We start from the raw sequence: 22407 nt of genomic DNA on the forward strand, positions 1-22407 counted from the left end.
TCCCCGGGGGAACAGGCGGAAAGCCTTGTCCCCCCGGGCCTGCCTCCCTTCAGGCAACCAGCGCACGGCGCGCGGCGGCGGGATCGTTCACCAGGAAGCCGCCAGCCCCCTCCCCGGCCATGCGGCGCAGGGCGGCGGGGTCGAAGTCGCCGACCTTGCGACCGGTGGCCCCCTCGCCCGTGGTGATCCAGACCGGGCGGCCGCGTTCCGTATGGGCGGCGATACGCCCCGGGGCAGTATCCCATTCCCAGAGCCGCAAATGGGTGCCCCCGGCGGTAAAGAAAGCCTCCTCGTCGCTTCCGGGGCCGAGGAAGCCCAGTATGGCACCACTCCAGCCCGCCGCGCGGACCCGGACGACGGAGTCCAGGGCGTGCAGCCCGAGGGTGACAGGGCGGGCGGGCACGCCGCGCAAGGCGTCGAGGATGACGTCCAGCGCCTCGGGCCGCTCATCCTTCACGTCGAAGAGAATGGGCTGTGTCTCGGGCAGCGTATCGAAGAGCAGCGCGAGCGGCGGCGCGGCCGGGGCGCCTCCCGCAGCGATGCCGGCGAGCGCCACGGCGCTGGTCTCCCGCAGCACCAGGGGCTGCGCGGCGAGGCGGCGCAGATCGGCATCGTGGCAGCAGACGATCCGGCCATCGGCGGTCAGGCGGAGATCAGCCTCGATCAGATCGGCACCGGCCTCCATCGCGCCCCGCCAGGCGGCCGGCGAGTTCTCGCGATGGAAAGTGGAGCAGCCGCGATGCGCGATGACACGGGGGAGCACCATCAGGCGAAGCTCAGATTATCGGGACGAAGGTCCATGAAGTAGAAGGTGCAGGGACGCCAGCGGATGTTGGAGCGCACGGCGTAGAACTCGGCGGGCTGGTAGAGGATGGTGCCCGGCGCCTCATCCTCCCAGGCATCGAGCATGTCAGCGAAGAGCGCGCGGCGCTTCGCCGGGTCGGTCTCGCCCTCCAGCGCATGGCCGGCGCGGTTGAAGGCTTCCGTGGAGGCCCAGGATTTCGACACCTGCGGCGTGCTGCCCGGCCCCCACACGATCCAGATCGCGCCGAGCGGGTCCGGCAGGCGGGTGGAGTTGGACCAGTTGCTGATCTGGCCACCGGCCGCCGGACGGAGCTGCGCGGCATTCTCCACCACCTGCAGGCGGACATTGAGGCCGACCGCCTTCCACATCTCCACCAGCACCTGCGCCGCTGGGAGAGCATTCGTGTAGTAGTTGGCCTGGGTGCGGTAGGTGATCTCGGTCCCGTCATACCCCGCCTCGCGCAGCAGGGCCCGCGCACGCTCCGGGTCGTAGCGCAGGCTGCGGTCCGGCAGGAACATGTCGCCGTATTCGGGAAAGTTGTGGCTGTGCGGCACCAGGGCCGCCCCGTTCCAGAGCGTCTTCACCAGCAATTCGCGGTCGATGGCGAGGCCGAGCGCCTGGCGGACCCGCTTGTCGGCGAGGCCGGCGCCGCGCTGGTCGAAGACCAGGACATGGACATTGGCGAGCACCACGCTGCGCAGGTCGATGCCGGAGCGGCCCTGCAGCTCCTCGACCTGATCGGGCGGGATATTGGTGGCGAGGTCGATATCGCCGGCCAGCAGCGCGGCGGTACGCCCGGCGACCTGCGGGATTCCGCGGAACTCCACCGAGCGCGCGGTGGGACGGCCCATCCAGTAGTCGTCGAAGGCGTCGAGCACGATCGCCTGGTCCCGGCGCAGGCTGCGCAGGCGGTAGGGGCCGGTGCCGACCGGGGCCTGCCCGAAGCCCTCCAGGCCGCGCTCCTCATAGGCGCGCTTGTTGACGATCCAGGAGCACCATGAGGCGAGGCGCTGCTCCAGCAGGATATCGGGCACTCGGGTGCGGAAGCGGACGGCGAGCGGCCCTTCCGCGGTCACGGATTCCAGCGTCGGGAAATAGGACTTCGCCTCCACCAGCAGGGGCTGGCCGCCCATCATGCGGGCAAAGGTGAAGACCACGTCCTCGGCGGTGAGCAGGTCGCCGTTATGGAAGCGCACACCGGGGCGCAGCGTGACGAGAAGGTCGCGCTCGCCCTCGCGCCGCCATTCCGTGGCCAGATGCGGCACGAGACGGGCACCGCCGCCATCCGGGGAGGACAGGAAATCGCGCCGGATCAGCGTGTCGAAGACGGAATAGGTGATGCGGGTGCCGACATTGCTGAGTTCCTTCGCCGGTTCCAGGGTCGGCGGCAGGTCGGCGACGCCGATGCGCAGGACAGGGCGTGAATCGGTGCCGGAGGCCGTCTGGGCGATGGCGCGCTGGCCGGGAAGCACGGCGGCCAGGCCGCCGCCGAGAAGATGACGCCGTGTCGGTCGCATGGTCCCGAAATCCCTGATCCGCGAAGGCGCGGAAACTGCGGCGGATCGATGACACGGCGATGACGGAACGGGGTCGGGCGCATGACGATCGGGCGGCGCGACGGCACCCCCGGCCCTTCGCAACCGGACGGGGCGCGGTATGATCCCGCCCCGTTCTTTCCGGAGGTGCCGACCCTGCTGCCGAAGCTCCCTCCCCTCGTGGCGCTGCGGGCCTTCCACGCGCTGGCCAGCACCGGCAGCATCCGCGCGGCGGGCGAGGCCCTGGGGGTCAGCCACACGGTGGTGTCCCGGCACGTCCACAACCTGGAACAGGCGCTCGGCGTGCCGCTCGTCAGCCCCTCCGGGCGCGGGCTGGCCCTGACGGCGGAGGGTGCGCGCTTCGCGGCGCGGGTGGCGCCGCATCTCGCGGGCTTGGCGGAGGCCGCCGCCGATCTCGGCCGCCGCCGGCGGCCGCTGACCATCCGCTGCGTGCCGGGCTTCTCCAACGTCCGGGTGCTGCCGCGCCTGCCGGAACTCCAGCGGCTGCTGCCGGGGCGGGAAGTGGTGCTGGAGCCGCGCCTCTCCCGCAGCCGCCCCGAAGGCGTCGAGGTGGATGTCGAGGTGGTCTATCTGGAACACCTCGCGGTGTTGCCGCCGCTGCGCAGCGAGGCGCTGGCACGGCCGCGCGTCTTTCCGGTGATGAACCGGGAGATGCACGGGCGGCAGAGCATCCGCGACATCGACGATCTCCTGCGCCTGCCGATGCTGCACGACGAATCCATGGACCTGTGGCGGCACTGGCTGCGCGCCATGCGCTCGCGCCGGCAGCCCTTCGGGGCCTGCCTCGGCACGGCGCAGCTCGCGCTGGATGCAGCGCGGCTGGGCCAGGGCGTAGCGCTGGCGAACGAGCTGCTGGTGGAGGACGACCTCCGCGACGGCCGGCTGGTGGAGCCCTTCCCCTCCGAGGTGCGGCCCAAATCCTACCACGTCCTGGCCGATGCGGCGCGATGGGAGGAAGAGGAGATCGCGACCGTGCGCGCCTGGTTCCATGGCATGTGCCACGCGGAATCAAACGGCGCGAATGGTACGGAAAAGACACCGGTCCTCGCCAAATAGCTGATTGTCCTCCCCCGGGGCTGCGGGATCATCGCGGCCACACGCAGAGGAGCCTGCTTCGCATGAGCGATCCCCAAATCGACACCCAGATCGCTGCCCGCATCGCCGAGATGGTGGACCGGAACTTCGACGCGCAGATCGAGACGACGAAGCGCTTCTCCGCCATCCCCAGCACACGCGGCGCCGAGGGCCCGGCCCAGGACATGATGGCCGACCTGCTGCGCGAGCGCGGCTACACGGTCGATGACTGGGCGATCCGGATGGAGGATCTCGCCGACCTGCCCGATTGCGGCGTGATCGAGCACGACTTCTCCCAGGCCCGGACCGTGGTGGGCACGCTGCGCCCGGCGCAGGAAACGGGACGCTCGCTGATCCTTCAGGGGCATTGCGACGTGGTGCCGGCAGGGCCGCTGGACATGTGGGAAACGCCGCCCTTCAGCCCGGTGGTGAAGGATGGCTGGATGTACGGGCGCGGTGCCGGCGACATGAAATCCGGCACCATCGCCGCGCTCTACGCGGTCGAGGCGGTGCGGCAGGCGGGCTACAGCCTCAAGGGGCGGCTGCACTTCCAGTCGGTGATCGAGGAGGAGAGCACCGGCGTCGGCGCGCTCTCGACATTGCAGCGCGGCTACCGCGCCGATTGCGCCCTGCTGCCGGAGCCGAGCAACCGGACGATCACCGATGTCTGCGTCGGCGTGCTGTGGTTCCGGCTGAAGGTGCGTGGCATCCCCGCGCATGTGGCCTATGCCAGCGACGGCTCCAACGCGATCAAGGCGGCCTACCGGCTGATCCAGGGGCTGGAAGGGTTGGAGGCGGACTGGAACCGCCGGGCGAAGAGCGACTCGCATTACGGTTCGATGGAGCATCCGCTGAACTTCAACCCGGGCATCATCAAGGGCGGCGACTGGGCCTCCTCCGTGCCGGCCTGGTGCGACGTGGACTGCCGCATCGCGATCCTGCCGGGCTGGGACGTCGATGCCTGCCGCAAGGAGATCATCGACTGTGTGATGGCCACGGCGAAGGCCGACCCCTTCCTCGGCAACAACCCGCCGGAGGTGGTCTGGTCGGGCTATCTCTCGCGCGGCTACGTGCTGGAGAATGCCGAGGAGCCGGTGGCTCTGCTGCGCGCGGCGAACGCGGCCTTCGGCGGCGGCGAGCTGCGCAGCCGCGCCGGCACCGGGCTGAACGACGCGCGCTTCTACAGCCTGTTCTACGGCATCCCGGCCTTCTGCTACGGGCCGAAGGCGGAACAGGTCCATGGCTTCAACGAGCGCGTGGAGATCGAATCCATCCGCGGCACCACCAAGAGCATCGCCGCCTTCGTCGCAGGCTGGTGCGGCGTCGAGCGCGCCTGAGCCTCCAGAGGCTGGCGCCCGTGGCCCGGGGGACAGTGGCCCCGGGGGAAAGGCTCCGCCTTCCCCCGTACCCCCATCCGCCAGGACCCTGCGGGCCCTGGACCCGATGAGGCTGGCACTGCCGGGAGCCATCGTTCTGCGGGTTCGTCCCCTGGCACTGGCGGCACCCACAGTCGCCGGAGAGTGATGCTCTCCGGTGCAATCCGGCCGCAGGGAGAGCCAACTACAGGCAGGTCCAGGAGCCACCGGCTCCTGGCGGATAGGGGGTATCGGGGGAAAGGCAGCGCCTTTCCCCCGGGCCACGGGCACAACCGCCGACAAGGGCGCGCCGGAACGCCGGGCATGGCATCGTGACGGGCTATTTCATCGCGAGGCGGCCAGGGCCGCCAGACGCAGCGGAAGGATGATGAAGCATGCAGAGACGCAGCCTGCTCAAGGGAAGTGGCGCGATCCTGGGAGGAGCGGCGGCCTCGCTCGCCGCGCCGGCGAAGCTGCGCGCGGCGTCGCAGACCACGCTGCGCTTCATCCCGCAGATCGACCTCGTCTATCTCGACCCGGTCTATACGACGCCCTACGTGTCGCGGAACCACGGCTATCTCGTCTTCGACACGCTCTACGGCATGGACGGCAACTTCCAGCCGCAGCCGCAGATGCTGGAGGGGCACAGCATCGGCAATGACGGGAAGCAATGGGACCTGACGCTCCGCCCCGGCCTGCTCTGGCATGACGGGGAGAAGGTGCTGGCGCGGGACTGCGTCGCCTCGATCCAGCGCTGGGCCAAGCGCGACCCCTTCGGCGCCACGCTCATGGCCACCACGGACGAGCTTTCCGCGCCCGACGACCGCACCATCCGCTTCCGGCTGAAGCGGCCTTTCCCGCTGCTGCCGGTGGCGCTGGGCAAGACGCCCTCCCCCATGTGCGCGATGATGCCGGAACGGCTGGCGAAGACCGATGCCTTCCAGCAGGTGCCAGAGCTGGTCGGCAGCGGCCCCTTCCGCTTCAAGGCGGATGAGCGCGTGCCCGGCGCGCGCAACGTCTATGAGAAATTCGCCGGCTACAGGCCGCGCGAGGGCGGCACGCCGGACTGGACGGCCGGGCCGAAGATCGTCCACTACGACCGCGTGGTCTGGAACACCATGCCGGATATCGGCACCGCCACCGCCGCCCTGCAGAATGGCGAGCAGGACTGGATGGAATACGCCTATCACGACATGCTGCCCCTGCTGCGCGGCATGCGGGACGTCACGGTCCAGGTGCCGGACCCGACCGGGCTGGTGACGATGTTGCGCGTCAACCATCTCCAGCCCCCCTTCAACAACCCCGCCATCCGGCGCGCGCTTCTGCCCGCGATCGACCAGACCGCCTACATGCAGGCGCTGACCGGCGGCGATCCCGCGCTGTTCCATGTGCCGGTCGGCTTCTTCTGCCCGAACACGCCGATGGCGACCGAGGCGGGGCTGGAGGTGTTCAACCCCCCGCATGACTTCGCGAAGGTGAAGGCCGAGCTGATCGCCGCCGGCTACAAGGGCGAGAAGGTGGTGCTGATGGTGCCGGCCGACAGCCCGACGCTGAAGTCGCAGGGCGATGTCGCGGCGGACATGCTGAAGCAGGTGGGCTTCAACGTCGACTACCTCGCGCTGGACTGGGGCACGATGCTGACGCGCCGCAACCGCAAGGACGGGGCCGAGCAGGGCGGCTGGAACGCCTTCGTGACGAGCTGGGCGGGAACGGACTGGCTGAATCCGGCGGGCCATATCGCGCTGCGCGGCAATGGGGAGGCGGGCTATGCCGGCTGGTCCACCAGCCCGCGCACGGAGGAGCTGCGCGACGCCTGGTTCCAGGCGCCGGACGAGGCGGCGCAGAAGGCGATCTGCGCCGAGATCCAGAAGCAGTGCCTGACCGACGTGCCCTACTACCCGCTGGGCCAGTACATCCAGCCCACCGCCTATCGCAAGTCGATCACCGGGGTGCTGAAGGGCTTCCCGACCTTCTGGAACGTGCGGCCGGCCTGAGGGGAAGCCACGGGGAAGATGCAGATGGAAAAGCACGAGGCCCTGCGCCGGCACGCGCTGGACTGGATCGCCGCGAACGAGGCACGGCTCTCCGCTTTCAACGCGCGGATCTGGGCGCATGCCGAGCCCGCCTGGCGCGAGTACCGCTCGGTGCGGGACTATGTGGAGATCCTGCGCGCCGAGGGGTTCGAGGTCGAGGAAGGCTCGGGCGGCATGCCCACCGCCTTCGCCGCGCGCTGGACGCAAGGGGGCGACAAGGGCGAAGGCGGCCCGGTCCTGGCCGGCTTCTCGGAATACGACGCGGTGCCGGGCAATTCGCAGCAGGCCGTCCCCTACCCCGCCCCGCGCGAGGGCCTGCACCCCTATGCCGCCGGGCATACCGACCCGCATTCGGTGCTGGGCACCGCCTCGCTCGCCGCGATGCTGGCGGCGAAGTCGGCGATGCAGGCCCATGGCATCCCCGGCACGCTGAAGCTGTTCGGCGAGCCGGCGGAGAAGGTGTGTGGCTCCAAGCCCTTCCATGCCGCGCGGGGCTATTACGACGGGCTGGACGCGGCGGTGGTCTGGCATCCCTGGCCGCTGAACACGGTGACCGGGGAGACGCATTTCGGCGCCTACTGGAGCGCCGTGATCAGCTTCGAATCCGAGGCTCCCGAACGCTGGGTCGATCCCGCGCTGATGCCGATCGACGCGGCCCATGCGGTGGCGCGCTCGCCCGGCGCGCTGGACGCGCTGTGCCTGATGTACACGATGACGAAGTACACCAAGGAAGCGATGTTCCCGCATGCCGGCTCCTGGACGCTGAACGAGTTCGTCCTCGGCGATGCGGGCGCGACCTCGGACAACCTCACCCCCCGCTTCTCGCAGATCCAGTATTCCTGGCGTGCCTCGGCGCTGGAGATCCAGGAGCAGATCTGGCGCGTGCTGGCCAACAACGCGCGGCAGACGGCGGCGACCACGGGCTGCCGCGCCTTCGTGCGCTGGGTGACCAAGACGCGGGTCGGGCTGCCCAACAGTGCGATGACGGACATCACCTGGCGCAACCTCCAGGCCGTCGGCGCCCCCTCCTATTCCGGGGAGGCGCTGGAGTTCGGGCGGGAGATCCAGCGCAACCTGGGCCTGGCGCCGATGGAGGACCCCTTCATCGCGGGCGTGACGAAGCTGACGCCGCCGCAGGAATACGAGGCCGCGCAGCGCGCTGGCCTGCCCTCCTGGCAGAAGCATCTGAGCGCCGACGACTATGTCGAATATTCCTGGCACGCGCCCACGGTGCGGCTGCTGGCGGCGCGTCCCCGGCTGCGGCCGCCCTCGCCGGGCTACAGCTACCCGGCCTGGGCCTACAACGCGCTGAGCGGGCTGCCGGCAGCCATGGACCCGGGCCTGTTCACGGCGGCCCGCACCATGGCGCTGACGCTGCTCGATCTCGCCGGGCGGCCGGATCTGCTGGAGGCGGCACAGGCGGAATTCCGCGAACGCACGGGCGGCGGGGTGGGCGGTTCGCGCTGGGTGGGGCCGCTGCTGCCGCCCGACCTCGACCCGCCGGTGGACCTTCGCTGGCCGGAATACGTCGCCACGGCGCGGGGCGAGGAATGGTGCTTCCCGACGCCCCATGCCGGGACGGGGGCCGGGGAGCCGCTCTGACCCCTGGAAACGGCTGGCACCTCCATTCAGGAGGCGCCAGCCTGCCAGCGCCGCCCCGGGCCCGAATTTCCAGCCCGGCGATATTTTTCCTGTCATGCTCTCGTGAGTTGTAGCCCAGCCCCATATATTGGAACCTGAAACGCCAGAACGGGAGGACATGGCGTCGGCTACCGGCGATCCTCCTCCCATCCGACGGAACATCAGGGCATGGGCCGCCCCTGGGGTAAGGATCGATCCCGATCCGGCCTGCCCCGGGGCTGCCGCGGGAGAACGCGTGCTTGATCGGCCTGATACAATCCGTCCTAGTGGACCTCCTGCATGAAAAAGGCGGGGAAACCCTGCTGCGGGACACACTCGTCCTGGCGAACCTTCCCCCCGACACCAGGTTCCGGATCGACCGCAACTACGCGGATGGCGAGTTCGAGCACCTGCTGGAAGCGGCCATCGCGACCACGGGCCTGAGCCGGCCCGCGCTGATCGAAGCCTATGCCACGGCCTTCCTGGAACGGGCGAAGACGCTGTTCCCCGGCTTCTTCTCCCTGCCGGGCGGGGCACGGGGCTTCCTGCGGCGGCAGGCCGCCATCCATGTCAGCATCGCCGCCGGTCTGCGCAGCCCGGAGGAGCGGCGCGACGTCAAGGACAAGTTCCACATCGAGGATGGCGAGCGCGGCGACCTCGTCGTGTCCTACCAGTCCCCCAGCCAGCTCTGCGACCTCTACCAGGCCCTGGCGCATGGCGCGGCGCGGGAATTCGGAGAGACGCTGACCCTGACCGAACTGCGCTGCCAGCACCGCGACGGCGGCTCGGGATGCGTCTTCCGCCTCTCCTTCCCCATGATGGCCACCGCCCATGAATAGCCGGCCGGAGGCTGCATCCCGCGACACCGAAACCCTCGCGGCGGATGTCTCGCATATCGCGGACCAGCTCTCGCTCACGGTGGACGGCAATTTCGACCTCCATGTGAGTTGCGAGTCCGAAGAAGTCTCGGTCCAGAAGCTGTCCATGATGGTCAACTTCCTGCTGGACAACGTGCGCCGCGCCCTCGCCGCCCAGCGGGAGGTCCAGGAGAACCTGGAGCATCTGGTGGCGCAGCGGACCGCGCAGCTCAGCCTCATCCTGGAAGGCTCCAATGACGGGGTCTGGGTCTGGGACATCGCGGGGCAGACACTGGCCCTCTCGGCGCGCTGGCTGGCCATCAGCGGGCTGGCCGGGCTGCCCACGGAGGGCAATTCCGTCTCCGTCTGGTTCGACCATGTGCACAGCCATGACCGGGCCGGGCTGCACGATGCGATCCGCCGCCACCTCGAAGGGCTCTTGCCGCATGTGGAGGCCGAGTACCGCATGCGCTCCGCCGACGGCACCTCCCGCTGGATGCTCTGCCGCGGCGTCTGCCGCCGCGACCAGCGCGGCGAGCCTCTGATGCTGGCCGGCACCCAGACGGACATCACCCTGCGGCGGCACCTCGACCCCGCGACGGGCCAGCCCAACGAGCAGTTCCTGCTCGACCGCCTCGCCGAGATGCAGGAGGAGGGGCGGGATGCCACGCTCGTGCTGCTGGGCTTCGACGGGCAGGCGCAACTGGCGGAGGCCCTGGCACCGGCACAGACCCGGGAATTCCTCCGCCTCCTGCTGCAACGGCTCACACAGTGCCTGCCGCTGGCCGTGCCGATGGCGCTGCTGCCCGGCAAGTCCGTGGGCGTGATCCTGCCCGGCGGCGCGACGGAAGCACTGGCGCTGACGGAGACGATCCTGACCCGGCTCTGCGAGGAGCCGATCCAGCCGGGCGGCGCCGAGAGGCGCTGGCTTTCCCCCCGGGCCGGAGTGGTGCCGCTGCGGGACATGACAGGCCACGAGGCGGATGCCATCCTCTCCGCCGCCTGGACCGCGTTGCGGCATGCGCGCGAGGGGCGGCGGCGCGAACGCATCGCCGTTTACGATCCGGCGCAGCGCCGGCAGAGCGAGAAGGACCTGGCCGACGAGGTGCGGCTGCGCGAGGCACTGGACCATACCCGGGTGGAAGCCTTCTTCCAGCCGCTCATCCACCTCCTCGATGGAACCCTGGCCGGGTTCGAGGCACTGGCGCGGATGCGGGCGGAGGATGGCACGGCCGTGTCGCCGGCGGAGTTCATCCCCGTCGCCGAGCGGACCGGGCTGATCGCCGCACTCGGCGCGCAGATCCTGGAACAGGCGCTGGCCCGGCTGGCCGAGTGGCGCCGGCAGGGGCTGGTGGACGGGCGGGCGACCATGAGCGTGAACCTCGCCGCCGCGCAGATCGCCGACCCGCATCTGCCCCGCGACCTCGCGACGGCGCTGAGGCGGCATGGGCTGCCGGCCTCCTGCCTGAAGGTCGAAGTCACCGAGACGGTGCTGGTCGAGGACCTGGACATGGCGCTGGAAAGCCTGAACGCGGTGCGCGCGCTCGGGGTCCGCGTGGCGCTGGACGATTTCGGGACGGGCTATTCCTCGCTGAGCTATCTGCGGCGGCTGCCGGTGGACATCCTGAAGATCGACCGCAGCTTCGTCACCGATATCAACGCGCTGTCGGACAAGTGCGCGATCACCGGCACGATCTGCGCCCTGGGGCGAACCCTGGGGCTGGAACTCGTGGCCGAGGGCATCGAGACGGAGGCCGAGGAAGAGGCGCTGCGGGCAATGGGCGTGCAGTACGCACAGGGCTACCTCTACAGCAGGCCCATGTCCGGCGGCGATATCCCGGCGATGATCCCCCGGATGCTGCGGGAGATCGGAGCGCGGGAGATGTGGGAAAGCCACTCCCGGCAGCATGGGCGGAACCGGGCGGCCATGCCGGGCGGGGTCTGATCCAACCGGCGGAACGCACCTCCCTACGGAGCGCGCCGCGCGCCCCGGCCAGCCCCGGGGGAAAGGCTCCGCCTCTCCCCCGGAACCCCCTCTCCGCCAGGACGCTGCGCGCCCTGGACCCGGTGAGCTGGCACTGGCGGCAACCGTCAGCCTGAAACGCCGATCCTTCGGCACGGACGGATACGACAGCACCGGAAAAGAGGAAGAACACCCTGTCCGCTCGCGTGGCGACGGCCGTCGCCGGAGAGCCATGCTCTCCGGCGCGATCCGGCGTCAGCACGAGCCAACGAATGGGGTCCAGGGCGCGCAGCGTCCTGGCGGATGGGGGTATCGGGGGCAAGGCGGAGCCTTCCCCCGGGCCACGCGTCCCGCCGACGGATCGGGGGGCACTGGTAGGGCGGCCTCGCGCCGGAAAGGGTCCATGCCATCGCCGGGGCCTTCCGGCTCCCGGCAACACGGCATGAGGCCGTGTCAGCCGGAACCTTTGGCCACCCCTCCCTGCTTTCCGCCTTCCTCCTGGGATGTCCGGGTCCCGGCGATCGGAGCGGCCAGGGGGGCGACCTGGGGGGCGACCTGGGGGGCGACCTGGGGGGCGACCTGGGGGGCGGCCTCGCGCCGTCCACCGGATTTCAGGAAGGCCTCGTGCATTTCGGCCGCGAGGCCGCGCAGCGACCGGCCGATGGCGGCGTACTGGTACTCGTTCAGATTGGCCAGGGAGGCACGGCCCGAGGGATGCGGAGCGCCGAAGCCCTTGCCGGGCAGCAGGACGATGCCGGTCTCGGCGGCGACGCGGAACAGGATCTCGGTCGGGTTCTGCGTGTCCCGCACCCAGTCCGCGAAGTCGCGGCCATAGAGTCCGAGCGTCACCCTCTCCAGGTCGATCAACGTGTAGTAGTCCACCGAATTGACATCGTCGTCGATCGGCACGCCGAGTTCACGATAGAGCGCCTTCTTGCGGCTGCGGATGACCTTCTTCAGCGCGGCCTTGTAGCTGTCCTTGCCGTCCATCAGCGCGAAAAGCGAGAAAAGCAGCATCTGCACCTGCTGTGGGGTGGAAAGCCCCGCCGTGTGGTTCAGCGCGACGCTGCGGCTGTCCGCCACCAGCCGGTCGAGAAAGGCGAGCTTGCGCGGCTCCGGGGTGAGGCTGCGGTAGCGCTCGTCGAGCGCCTTCCTGTCCTCCTCCGGCAACCCGGCCAGGGCGCGGTCCAGCATGTTGTCGCGGTGCATGGCGATCACGCCCAGCCGCCAGCCGGTGGCGCCGAAATACTTGGAGAAGGAATAGACCAGCGCGGTGTTGCGCGGGCATCGGGCGAAGAGGGATTCGAAATCGTCGGCGAAGGTGCCATAGACATCGTCGGTGAGGATAATCAGGTCCGGCCGCTTCTCCGCGACAATGGCGGCGATGGCCTCCAGCCCCTTCGCATCGATCTTCACCGAGGGCGGGTTGCTGGGATTGGTGACGAAGAAGACCTTCACAGCCGGATCGGCGAGCTTGTCCAGCTCCGCCTGCGGGAACTGCCAGCCCATCTCCGGATCGGCATTCACCGGCACCTCGACGAGCTGATAGTCGGCGAGCTCCGGAATCTCGATATAGGGGGTGAAGACCGGCATGCCGATGGCGACCTTGTCGCCGGGCGCGATCAGCCGGTTCTCGCGCAGCGAATTGAAGATATAGGTCATGGCGGCGGTGCCGCCTTCCACCGCGAAGAGATCGACATCGGCGGAGGAAAGCAGGCCGCCCACCATCTCCTTCACGATGTATTCGCGCACCACCTTCTCGGTCAGTTTCAGCATGCGCGGCGGCACGGGGTATTCGCAGCCGAGAATGGCCTCCGTGATCTCGTGGACGAATTCCGGCTCCGGCAAGCCGATCTGGTCGCGCACATAAGAAACGGCGCGGCGCAGGAAGGCGGTGCCCGGATCGTCGTGGTGGCGGGCGACGAAGCTCTCGAAGCGGGCGGTGATGCCCTCCAGATGCGGCAGGCCGCCCACGCCCTCGGGCATGTAGGAGAAGGACATCTCCGATTCCTCCACCGCGAAGCGGCCCAGGGCGAAGAAGGCCTGTCGCGGCAGGGTGGCGAGGAAGTTCGGGTTGCCGCGCCCGGCATTGAGCATGGTGCGGCTGGCCTGGCTGGAAGCGAGGCCGATCAGCGTGTCCTTCAGCTCGAAGGGGCTGAGCTGCGCGAGGCGGGCATAGTCGATCTGGGCCATGGGATGTCCCCTGACGGGCAAGGAGGATGGGGTGCGGGGGCGTCAGGCGAGCAGCATGATGATGACCATGCCCCAGATGGTCAGCAGCGTGTTCCCGACGGCATAGGTGACGGTGTAGCCGAGGGCCGGGATCTGGCTCTTCGCGCGGTCGGTGATCATGCCGAGCGCGGCGGTGGTGGTGCGCGCCCCGGCGCAGCAGCCGAGGACCAGCGCGTCGTCGAAGCGGAAGACGTACTTGCCGATATAGAGCGCCAGGATCAGCGGCACCGAGGTGGCGAAGATGCCCCAGAGGAAGAGGCTGATCCCCAGCTCCCGCACGCCGGCGACGAAGCCGGGGCCGGCGCTGATGCCCACCACGGCGATGAAGACGTTCAGCCCGACCGAGTTCATGAACCAGACCGTGGCGGGCGGAATGCGGCCGAAGGTCGGATGGATCGAGCGGAGCCAGCCGAAGAACAGGCCGGAAATCAGCGCCCCCCCGGCGGTGGAAAGGGTGAGCGGCACGGCGCCGACGCGCCAGACCAGCGCGCCGGCCAGGGTGCCGAGGACGATGGCGGCGCCGATGAAGGCGACATCCGTGGCGTTGCCGCGCTGGTCGGCATGGCCGAGGGCCTGGGCCGAGGCCGCGATCTCCTGGGTGCGGCCGACCAGCGTCAGGACGTCGCCGCGATGGATCCGCGTGGCGGGGAGGATCGGGATCTCGGTGCCGGTGGCACCGCGGCGGATGCGGCGCAGGAAGACGCCATGCGCCGGGGGCTCGTGGCTGAGTTCCGCCAGGGTCTTGTTGTCCACCGCCTTCCGCGTGACGAGGACGTCCACGCCCTCCATCGGGATGCTCAGCAGTTCCGGATCGTCCACCTCCGTGGCCCGGTGGCCGAGGAGATCGACCAGCACGCCGCGCGGCCCGGACACGGCGACGACGTCGCCCGCCTGCAGCACCGTGCCCCCCTTGGCCTCCAGGATCTTCCCGTCACGGCGCAGGCGTTCCACGAAGAGGCGGGCCTGGGGATAGCTGGCCTCGGCCTCGGCGGCGGTCCTTCCGACCACCGGCATGCCCGGCTCCAGGCGATAGGCGCGCAGCACGAAGTGGTGCCAGGCGCTGCCCTCTCCGCCAGGCTCCGGCCTGCCGCCCATGCGGGCCTCATAGGCCTTGCAGGCGGCCTCCAGGTCGAAGCCCAGCAGCTTCGGTCCCAGCAGCGCCAGGATCAGGGCGGAGCCGATGGTGCCGTAGATATAGGTGACGGCATAGGCGACCGGCATGGCATCCAGCAGCGGCCTGGTCTGTTCCGGCGGCAGGCCCAGCCGGTTCACCGCGTCCGTGGCGAGGCCGAGCGAAGCGGAGATGGTCTGCGAACCGGCGAAGAGCCCCGCGGCGAAACCCAGGTCGTAACCGGCGATGCGGGCGGCGAGCCAGGCGGCGCCGAGGCAGAGCAGGCAGACCACGGCCGAGAAGACCGCCTGCGGCACGCCATCCTTGGCGATGCCACGGACGAATTGCGGCCCGACGCCATAGCCGATGGCGAAAAGGAACAGCAGGAAGAAGATGGACTTCACATTGGCCGAGACGGTGATGCCGAGCTGGCCGATCAGGATCGCGGCGAGCAGCGTCGCGGTGACGGCGCCGAGGCCGATGCCCCGGATGCTGAACGCCCCGACATAGTAGCCGATCGCCAGGGAAAGGAAGACGGCGATCTCCGGATAGGTCCGGAGCGTTTCGACGAACCATGTCCACATCGGCTCAGGGCTCCTGGCCTGGATCTGGTCTCGGGACAGGGCCATCCCCGGGGATGATCCTTGCCGGCCACGGGAAGGGCCGGTGCCCGGATGGGCACCGGAAAGGAGAGCACCGCACGCCACGCCGTCTCCCGCCGGCGGCACAAGCCGGGCGGCGGGCTCGGGAGCTCGTTCCGCGACCTGGCTGGGCGGATCATGAGGGCATCGCGACGCCCGCCAACTCACCTCCCGGTGTCCGGGCCGTGTGGCGGGTCCCTGCCCCGGCGGGCCGGCCTCCGCGCGGTCCTGGCGACGCCGGTATTTCCGGTTGGAAAGCAACGTATTGACGCCACGAGCCCAGCAGCGCGCAATCGTTCCGGCAACAGGTCAAATCCCAGCGAGCCCGGACGAACCCGCCGCGCTTCAATCAGGTGGAGGCAGCGATTGACCCGGCGGGGGGGCAAACCTACCTTCCCTGACGTGCTGGAACACTTCTTGCTGCCTGCTGGGACATGTCCACCGCGAGCCGGGCGTACCGGGACCTGGAAGGCATGATCTCAAGCAATCTCGAAAAGGCGCTGGATGGCCGCGGGGCCGCGGTCCTGCGCCAGATCGTGGAACTCTACGTGGAAACCGGGGAGCCGGTGGGCTCGCGCACCCTGTCGCGCCGCCTGCCGCATGCCCTCTCCCCGGCCACCATCCGCAACGTGATGGCGGATCTGGAAGAGGCCGGCCTGCTCTTCGCCCCGCATACCAGCGCCGGGCGGCTGCCCACCGAACGGGGCCTGCGCCTCTTCGTGGACGGCCTTCTGGAATTCGGCCAACTGACCGAGCAGGAGCGTGAGGCCATCACCGCGCGCTGTGCCGCCTCCGGACGCTCGCTGCACGACACGCTGGGCGAGGCGGGGCGGATGCTGTCCGGCTTGGCCGGGGCGGCGGGTCTGGTCGTCGCGCCCAAGACCAACAGCCCGGTGCGGCATATCGAGTTCGTGGCGCTGGGCCCCGGCCGGGCGCTGGTGATCCTGGTGAGCGAGAACGGGCAGGTGGAGAACCGGGTGATCGAGGTGCCGGCCGGCCTGCCGACCGGCTCGCTCACCCAGGCGACCAACTACCTGAACCACCGGCTGAACGGCCGCACGCTGGACGAAACGCGCGAAGAGGTGAACCGCGAGATCACGGCGAACCGCAGCGCGCTCGACGAGCTGACGGCGCAGGTGGTCGAATCCGGCCTCGGCATCTGGTCCGGCGGCGGCGGCGGCTCCCTGATCCTGCGCGGGCAGTCACGGCTGCTGGAGAACCTGGACCAGACGCAGAAGATCGGGGAAATCCAGGCACTGTTCGACCAGTTGGAGGCGCAGGAAACCATGCTGCGCCTGCTGGAGCTGGTGCAGCGCGGCGAGGGCGTGCAGATCTTCATCGGCGCGGAAAGCGGGCTCTTCGATGCCTCCGGTGTCTCGATGATCGTGGCGCCCTTCCGCAACTCCCAGGAGCGCATCGTCGGCGCGGTCGGCGTGGTCGGACCAACGCGGATCAACTACCGCCGGATCATCCCGGTGGTGGACTACACCGCCGGCGTGATCGGGCGCCTGCTGGGCTGAAGGGATCCGGCCCGGCCCTCTGCCCCGAGTGCCTGCGTCCAGCCCCGGGGGCAAGGCTCCGCCTCGCCCCCGGCCCCCACTCCGCCGGGGACCGAAGCCGGTCCCCGGACCCCGGGCTTGAGTTGGCGCCTGTGATGACCGTCAGGCTGCGGCCCGATCCCTGGGAACAGGTGGATCAGCGGGGCCCCCGAAGAAGAAAATCACCATTTCCGCGCTGGCGGCACCGGCAGTCGCCGGAGAGCATGGCTCTCCGACGCGATCCAGCCGCAACAAACACCAACGAACGGGGTCCAGGGCCCGCAGGGTCCTGGCGGATAGGGGGTCCGGGGCGAAAGGCAGCGCCTTTCCCCCGGGAAGCGCAACGCCCGAAGTGACGCGCCGCCGATCCTACATCGTCCAGCCGCCGTCGATGACGTGGATCTGGCCGGTGGTGTAGGTGGCGGTGGCCAGATAGAGGGCGAGGTCGGCGATCTCCTCGGGCTGGCCGATCCGGCCGATCGGCTGACGGGCGATGAAGGCGGCGCGGGCCCCCTCGTAGTCGCCCCCGGCGGCGAGGCGCTGCTGCAGCGAGGGGCTTTCCACCGTGCCGGGGCAGATGGCGTTGCAGCGGATGCCACGCGTCACATAGTCGGCGGCGATGGACTTGGTGAGGCCGACCACGGCGGCCTTGCTGGTCTGGTAGGCGAAGCGGTTGGGCACGCCCTTCACGCTGGAGGCCACCGAGGACATGTTGATGATGCAGCCGTCGCCGCGCTCCAGCATGCCCGGCAGCACGGCACGGCTGGTGCGGACCAGGGCCTTCACGTTCAGGTCCAGGGCGAAGTCGAGATCCGCGTCCGGCATCTCCAGGATCGTGCCGCCATGCACGACGCCGGCGCAATTGAACAGCACGTCCACGCGGCCGATCTCGGCCATGGCCTGACGCACGGCGGCATCGTCGAGCACGTTCAGCACGCGGCGCTCGATGCCGGGGCCTTCCAGCTCCTCCAGCCTCGCCGCGTTGACATCGGTGGCGACGACCTTCGCGCCCGCGCGGGCGAAGAGTTCCGCCGTGGCGCGGCCGATGCCCTGCGCCGCGCCGGTGATCACGGCAATCCTGCCGTCCAGACTGAGGGTCATGTGTCGTCTCCCGCTCGGGTGCTTCGGAGCCCGCCCGCCTTTCGGCGGCGTGGGGCGGGCTCCCGTCTCTTTCATGGCATGGCCCTCGCGGGGGTCATGCCGGGGCGAAGGGCGGCCGCGCTCAGTCCGCCGGATGCATGTGCAGTGCGGGCATCGGATCGTCCGCCCGCGCCCGCTCCGCCATGCCCTGGCCGAACCGTCGGTACCAGAGGCCGGTGATGATCGGCACCACCAGGGAGGTGACGATGATGCAGATCGCCACCAGCACCGTGGCGGTCTGGGCCACCGGCATGAACTGCGGGGCGACGGCGGCGATGGCCAGCGGGTTGGCCGCGGCGGCGCCGGCGGTGGAGGAGGCGGCGATGCCGGCGGTGCCCGTGCCGCCGCCGATGATCCGGTCGGCCAGGATCAGCGGGATGCCGGTCAGCACGATGACCGCCAGGGCGAGCACCACGCCGAGGCCCGCCAGCGGCGAGAGCAGCGTGTTCAGGTCGATCGTGTTGCCCAGCGAGAAGGCGAAGAAGGGGATCATCAACTGGCCGCCGGGCGCGAAGAAGGCGCGCAGCTTGGGGTCGAGATTGCCGAGGGCGAAGCCGACCAGGAAGGGCAGCACGGCGCCGACGAAGATCTGCGGCTCGAAATGCGCGGCGCCCGAGGCGCCGAGGATGATCATGCTCATCAGCGGGCCGGATTCGATGGAGGTGAGGACGAAGGCGCCGGCTTCCTCCTTCGTGCCGTAGCTCTGCATGAGCGAGGCGTAGAGGCCGCCATTCGTCATATCCATGGCGCAGACGATGGCCAGGATGGAGAGGCCGGCGAAGAAGCCCGTCTGGATACCCTCGGCCGGGATGAACATCGAGGCGACGAGGGTGATGATCCAGGCGGCGACCAGCTTGGTGAGCACCAGAGTGCCGGACTTGCGCAGCACCGTGCCGGTGGCGGAGAGCTTGATCGAGGCGCCCATGCAGAAGAACCACACGGCCAGGATCGGGATCACGCCCGTCATGATGCCCTGGGTGAAGCCCTTGAAGTAGAGCGGGGCACCGGGGGCGAAGGTCTTGCACAGCGCGCCGAGCAGCAGCGGCATCAACATCAGACCGCCGGGGATCCGGTCGATCGTATCCTTGATTCTCATGGACGTACCCTCACGCTTCCTGATTGCGGGGCGAGGGTTCCCGGCCCATGGGCCTCGCCCTCCGCCCGTGGCCCCGCCCTTCTCTGGACCGGTGGCCGGGGTTGTATGGGTGACAGGAGCCGGGGCGCCGTGCGGGTGCTCCCGGGAAGTCCGGACCGGCCAAGCCGGCCCGGGAAAGGCGGTTCAGCCGGCGGAGACGCGCTGGCGCTGCACGCCGAGGCCCTGGATCTCCACCTGCATCGTATCGCCGTCGCGCAGGTAGCGGGGCGGCTTCATGCCCATGCCGACGCCGGGCGGGGTGCCGGTGGTGATGACGTCGCCGGGCAGCAGCGCCATGAAGCGCGAGATGTAGGAGACCAGGAAAGGCACCTGGAAAACCATGGTGCGGGTGGAGCCGTCCTGCACCGTCTCACCGTTCACGGAGAGGGTCATGCGCAGGTCCTGGGGATCGGCGATCTCGTCCTTCGTCACCAGCCAGGGGCCGAGCGGGCCGAAGGTCGGGCAGCCCTTGCCCTTGGTCCACTGCCCACCGCGCTCAAGCTGGTATTCGCGCTCCGACACGTCGTTGCAGACGCAGTAGCCGGCGACGTAGTCCAGCGCCTCGGCCTCGGAGACATAGGAGGCGCGCTCACCGATCACCACGGCGAGTTCCACCTCCCAGTCGGACTTGGTGGAGCCGGGCGGCAGCAGCACGGTGTCGTCCGGGCCGACGATGCAGGAGGGGGCCTTGTTGAAGAGGACGGGCTCGCTGGGCACCGCCATGCCGCTCTCGGCCGCGTGGTCCGCGTAGTTCAGCCCGACGGCGATGAAGTTGCCCGTGCCGGCGACGCAGGCGCCGAGGCGCGCCCCCTCGGGGGCCAGGGGCAGGTCCGCCACGCGGACGTCACGCAGGCGGGCGAGGCCGTCACGCGACAGGACCGGGCCGGCGATGTCGGGCACCACCGAGGACAGGTCGCGGATACGGCCATCGGCATCGACGAGACCGGGCTTCTCGGCGCCGGGTGAACCGAAACGAACGAGCTTCAAGACGCTGTCTCCCTAGGCATGCGGCCCCTGGCCAGGCCTGTCGGCCGCTTCTTCACGAGTCTGGAACCTTGGTGCAGGCTTCCCGCCGATCTTGCGAAATGTCAATATGGTTCGAAAGAACCACCGATTTTCGAAAATAACGGGGTGCCGTCGGAGTGCAGCAGGCAAAGGAACGGGTGGAGACGCGCACGCTGGCAGGCGATGCCTATGCCACCATCCTGGACGCGATCCGCCGCGGATCGCTGCCACCGGGGCAGCGGCTGCGCTTCGCCGATCTCCAGGCGCTCTGCGGCACCAGCGTGTCCCCGGTGCGGGAGGCGCTGGTCCGGCTGACGGCGGAGGGCTTCACCCTGGCCGACAACCACCGGGGCTTCTGGGTGGCACCGGTTTCCGCCGCCGAGATGATGGATATCGTGCGCAACCGGCAACTGCTGGAAGGCGAGGCCCTCCGTCTGTCGATCCTGCACGGGGACGCGGAATGGGAAAGCCGCGTGCTGGCGGCGCACCACCTGATGGCGCGCCTGCCGCGCGAACGCGACGACATCCCCTCGGCGATGCGGGACGACTGGGAGCAGAAGCACGCCGCCTTCCACGCCAGTCTTCTCTCGGCCTGCGGATCGCCGATCCTGACTGGCCTGTGCGGGGCCCTGCTGGCGCGGGCGGAACGCTACCGCCGCATGTCGGTCAGCATCCCGGGCGTGAGGCGCGATGTCGTGCGCGAGCACCGGGACATCCTCGACGCCACGCTCGCACGGCAGCCGGAGGAGGCGGTGCAGGCGCTGCGGGAGCACTACCAGCGGACGGCGGATGCGGTCCGCCTGTTCTTCGACCGGCGGCAGGAGCCGGGATAAGGCCCCCCGGCTCCGCCCGCCTCACTCGTACCAGGTGCGCCCGTCGCGCTCGATCAGGGCGATGGCGGCGGTGGGGCCCCAGCTTCCGGCGGCATAGGGGCGCGGGGTCTCGGGCTTGTTCTCCCAGCTTTCCAGCAGGGGCTCGACCCAGTTCCAGGCGGCCTCGACCTCGTCGCGGCGCATGAAGAGCGTGGCATTGCCACGCACCACATCCATCAGCAGCCGCTCATAGGCATCCGGGTAGCGGCTGTTGAAGGCCTTCTCGAAGGAGATGTCGAGGCCGGTGGGACGCAGGTGCAGGCCGCCCGGCCCGGGCTCCTTGGTCATCATCTCCAGCCGCATCCCTTCCTCCGGCTGCAGGCGGATCAGCAGGCGGTTGGGCTCCAGCTGGCCGGCATCGGCGGGGAAGATGGTGAAGGGCGGGCTGCGGAACTGGATGACGATCTCCGAGACCTTCTGCGGCAGGCGCTTGCCCGTGCGGAGGTAGAAGGGGACATTGGCCCAGCGCCAGGTGTTCACATGGGCCTTCATGGCGATGAAGGTCTCGGTGGTGCTGGCGCCGTCGCCGAGATCGGCGAGGTAGCCCGCGACGGGCTGGCCGTTCACCGCGCCCGCCGTGTACTGGCCCCGCACGATCGTGCCGGCGAAATCCGACGGCACCAGCGGGCGCAGCGCGCGCAGCACCTTCAGTTTCTCGTCGCGCACCGCGTCGGCGTCGAGCGAGACGGGGCTTTCCATGGCGAGCAGGCAAAGCAGTTGCAGGATGTGGTTCTGCAGCATGTCGCGCATGGCGCCGGACTTGTCGTAATAGCCGCCGCGCCCCTCCACGCCGACGGTCTCGCCGACGGTGATCTGGACATGGTCGATCATGTCCGCGTTCCAGAGCCGTTCGAAGATGGTGTTGGCGAAGCGCAGCGCCAGGAGGTTCTGCACCGTCTCCTTGCCGAGATAGTGGTCGATGCGGAAAAGCTGCGCCTCCGGCACCACGGCACCGACCGCGTCGTTGATCGCCCTGGCCGAGGCGAGGTCGCGGCCGATCGGCTTCTCCAGCACCACGCGCGACTTCGGCGTCAGGCCGCCATGGGACTCGATGTTGCGGCAGATCGGGCCGTAGAGATCGGGCGAGGTGGCGAGGTAGTAGGGGCGCACGACATCGGGGCGTTCGTCCAGCCGCCCTATCAGCTCCGGCCAGCCATCCTCGCCGGCGCCGTCCACGCGGTTGTAGACGACGAGGCGCAGGAAATCCTGCACCGTGGCGGCGTCGAAATCCGCCTTCACGAACTGCCGCAGACCCTCCTCGGCGCGGGCGCGGTAGCCATCGTCGGAGAGTTCGGTGCGCGCGGCGGCGACGATGCGGCAAGTGTCGTCGAACTGCCGGTCGCGGAAGCGGTGGTAGAGCGAGGGCAGCAGCTTGCGCATCGTCAGGTCGCCGGTGGCGCCGAAGACGACATAGTCGAACTGCGGGACGGGAACGATCTTGGCCATCACGGTCTCTCGGGGCTCTTTCCT

16 protein-coding genes are annotated in these 22407 nt (G+C 69.6%); 8 read left to right on the forward strand and 8 right to left on the reverse strand.

Annotated elements, in window-relative coordinates; genetic code table 11:
- Positions 1-49 precede the first annotated feature (49 nt).
- Together RGI145_RS16280 and RGI145_RS16285 are read right to left on the reverse strand one after the other, a co-directional pair.
- Entirely contained in the window at positions 50-766 is a 717-nt protein-coding gene (locus RGI145_RS16280) for a glycerophosphodiester phosphodiesterase (RefSeq protein WP_075799174.1), read from the reverse strand.
- Positions 766-2322, reverse strand: coding sequence for an ABC transporter substrate-binding protein (locus tag RGI145_RS16285; protein ID WP_075799175.1), 1557 nt, complete (start codon positions 2320-2322; stop codon positions 766-768). Before RGI145_RS16285 ends, RGI145_RS16280 begins: the two co-directional genes overlap by 1 nt.
- An 81-nt stretch (positions 2323-2403) precedes the next feature.
- On the opposite strand from RGI145_RS16285, the gene RGI145_RS16290 reads away from it, so the two are divergent.
- From RGI145_RS16290 to RGI145_RS16315, 6 genes are all read left to right on the forward strand, one after another.
- Positions 2404-3417: a LysR family transcriptional regulator gene (locus tag RGI145_RS16290; RefSeq protein ID WP_083670835.1), complete on the forward strand. Its 1014-nt coding sequence runs from the start codon at positions 2404-2406 to the stop codon at positions 3415-3417.
- A gap of 62 nt (positions 3418-3479) precedes the next feature.
- Entirely contained in the window at positions 3480-4772 is a 1293-nt protein-coding gene (locus RGI145_RS16295; RefSeq protein ID WP_075799176.1) for an ArgE/DapE family deacylase, read from the forward strand.
- A 413-nt stretch (positions 4773-5185) separates the two neighbouring features.
- Positions 5186-6784 (forward strand): ABC transporter substrate-binding protein, encoded by a 1599-nt coding sequence (locus RGI145_RS16300; protein ID WP_075799177.1) that lies wholly within the window; start codon positions 5186-5188, stop codon positions 6782-6784.
- 24 nt (positions 6785-6808) lie between these two features.
- Entirely contained in the window at positions 6809-8425 is a 1617-nt protein-coding gene (locus RGI145_RS16305; protein WP_075800137.1) for a M20/M25/M40 family metallo-hydrolase, read from the forward strand.
- Between the two features lie 278 nt (positions 8426-8703).
- Positions 8704-9282 carry a heme NO-binding domain-containing protein gene (locus RGI145_RS16310; RefSeq protein WP_075799178.1) on the forward strand — a complete coding sequence of 193 codons (579 nt, stop codon included), beginning with the start codon at positions 8704-8706 and terminating at the stop codon, positions 9280-9282.
- Positions 9275-11245 (forward strand): putative bifunctional diguanylate cyclase/phosphodiesterase, encoded by a 1971-nt coding sequence (locus RGI145_RS16315; RefSeq protein ID WP_075799179.1) that lies wholly within the window; start codon positions 9275-9277, stop codon positions 11243-11245. The genes RGI145_RS16310 and RGI145_RS16315 overlap by 8 nt, the downstream gene beginning before the upstream one ends.
- A 471-nt stretch (positions 11246-11716) precedes the next feature.
- Here RGI145_RS16315 and RGI145_RS16320 read toward each other — a convergent pair whose 3' ends face one another.
- Both RGI145_RS16320 and aspT read right to left on the reverse strand, forming a co-directional pair.
- Positions 11717-13456: a bifunctional aspartate transaminase/aspartate 4-decarboxylase gene (locus RGI145_RS16320; protein WP_075799180.1), complete on the reverse strand. Its 1740-nt coding sequence runs from the start codon at positions 13454-13456 to the stop codon at positions 11717-11719.
- 42 nt (positions 13457-13498) lie between these two features.
- On the reverse strand, positions 13499-15190 hold the full coding sequence (aspT, locus tag RGI145_RS16325; RefSeq protein ID WP_075799181.1) for an aspartate-alanine antiporter: 1692 nt from the start codon (positions 15188-15190) through the stop codon (positions 13499-13501).
- A 530-nt stretch (positions 15191-15720) separates the two neighbouring features.
- Here aspT and hrcA point away from each other — a divergent pair.
- A complete protein-coding gene (hrcA, locus tag RGI145_RS16330; RefSeq protein WP_019460825.1) occupies positions 15721-16767 on the forward strand; it encodes a heat-inducible transcriptional repressor HrcA in 1047 nt (348 codons plus the stop codon).
- A 387-nt stretch (positions 16768-17154) separates the two neighbouring features.
- On the opposite strand, the gene RGI145_RS16335 is transcribed toward hrcA, so the two are convergent.
- The 3 genes from RGI145_RS16335 to RGI145_RS16345 form a co-directional block, all read right to left on the reverse strand.
- Positions 17155-17886 carry an SDR family oxidoreductase gene (locus tag RGI145_RS16335; protein ID WP_075799182.1) on the reverse strand — a complete coding sequence of 244 codons (732 nt, stop codon included), beginning with the start codon at positions 17884-17886 and terminating at the stop codon, positions 17155-17157.
- A gap of 121 nt (positions 17887-18007) precedes the next feature.
- A complete protein-coding gene (gene kdgT, locus RGI145_RS16340) occupies positions 18008-19021 on the reverse strand; it encodes a 2-keto-3-deoxygluconate transporter (protein ID WP_075799183.1) in 1014 nt (337 codons plus the stop codon).
- Positions 19022-19204: 183 nt separating this feature from the next.
- Positions 19205-20047, reverse strand: a complete 843-nt coding sequence (locus RGI145_RS16345; RefSeq protein WP_075799184.1) for a fumarylacetoacetate hydrolase family protein — start codon at positions 20045-20047, stop codon at positions 19205-19207.
- A gap of 176 nt (positions 20048-20223) precedes the next feature.
- On the opposite strand from RGI145_RS16345, the gene RGI145_RS16350 reads away from it, so the two are divergent.
- A complete protein-coding gene (locus RGI145_RS16350; RefSeq protein WP_075799185.1) occupies positions 20224-20898 on the forward strand; it encodes a GntR family transcriptional regulator in 675 nt (224 codons plus the stop codon).
- Positions 20899-20919: 21 nt separating this feature from the next.
- On the opposite strand, the gene zwf is transcribed toward RGI145_RS16350, so the two are convergent.
- Positions 20920-22383, reverse strand: coding sequence for a glucose-6-phosphate dehydrogenase (zwf, locus tag RGI145_RS16355; RefSeq protein ID WP_075799186.1), 1464 nt, complete (start codon positions 22381-22383; stop codon positions 20920-20922).
- Positions 22384-22407 lie beyond the last annotated feature (24 nt).

The sequence above is a fragment of the Roseomonas gilardii genome, from assembly GCF_001941945.1.
Lineage (GTDB): Bacteria > Pseudomonadota > Alphaproteobacteria > Acetobacterales > Acetobacteraceae > Roseomonas.